The sequence below is a fragment of the Marinobacter vinifirmus genome (genome assembly GCF_002258215.1).
In the GTDB taxonomy this organism is placed as follows: Bacteria; Pseudomonadota; Gammaproteobacteria; order Pseudomonadales; family Oleiphilaceae; genus Marinobacter; species Marinobacter vinifirmus.
In genome coordinates this window covers 1-639 of the sequence record NZ_NEFY01000050.1, presented here as the reverse complement: position 1 = coordinate 639, position 639 = coordinate 1, and the positions used below count along the sequence as shown (strand labels likewise).

Genomic DNA, 639 nt, shown 5'->3' with positions numbered 1-639 from the left:
CACCAAATAAAAAGGTATTTAAAGTATGCATGGTTCCTCTCGAGACATTTAACGCTGAGCACAGCGGCGAACTTGGAGTGGCGACGAAGGAGCCACGGAAAGGACGTCCGGCGGCCATCAGCCGCGTACTGCTGCGACTTGTTAAAGGTTTTTGAGGGCTACTTTTGCCCTGTATGCTTGCATAAACTGAAAGAGGCCTAAGCCAATGAACGACGCGACCATTGCGTTTGAACTGTCCGCATCTACCTGTAATAAGCCGGCAGTCGCCACACAGAAAAGCCCGCCAAAAATGTACTCATTTGGCTCATAGCGATATTTAAATTTCAGGGACTGCCCATAAAGGTCTGGGTCAAAATCGACCGGAACCTTCAGCTCCTCCGCTTGTTTAATAGCGAACCGGTTTACTTTTCCACGCCAGAACGACCAGTAAACAATTTCTTCAACTGGTAATGCAATCACTCGAAAACCTCTGCCTGTTCCAGTTGCGACTTGTGTTATGCGCAAACCAGTGATTTTCGAAATATCACCAAGCCTTATTGTTCCATCTAGGAATTGCTTCCGTGCCATGATTCGTTACTTACCTTTAACGCTGATGGTAACCGGCGCCGGAGCGCAGCGGAGGGAACCAAAAGCGGTACG

Annotated in this window: 1 protein-coding gene; it reads right to left on the bottom strand. The window is 48.5% G+C overall.

The annotated features are described in order from the left end of the window. Positions 1–141: 141 nt before the first annotated feature. The gene (locus B9Q17_RS17915) at positions 142–567 is read right to left on the bottom strand and encodes a hypothetical protein (protein ID WP_094626214.1); all 426 of its coding nucleotides are present in this window, start codon (positions 565–567) and stop codon (positions 142–144) included. Positions 568–639 lie beyond the last annotated feature (72 nt).

Coding starts and splice junctions, on each gene's coding strand:
- B9Q17_RS17915 (WP_094626214.1), bottom strand. CDS start 567: ATGGCACGGAAGCAATTCCTAGATGGAACAATAAGGCTTGGTGATATT.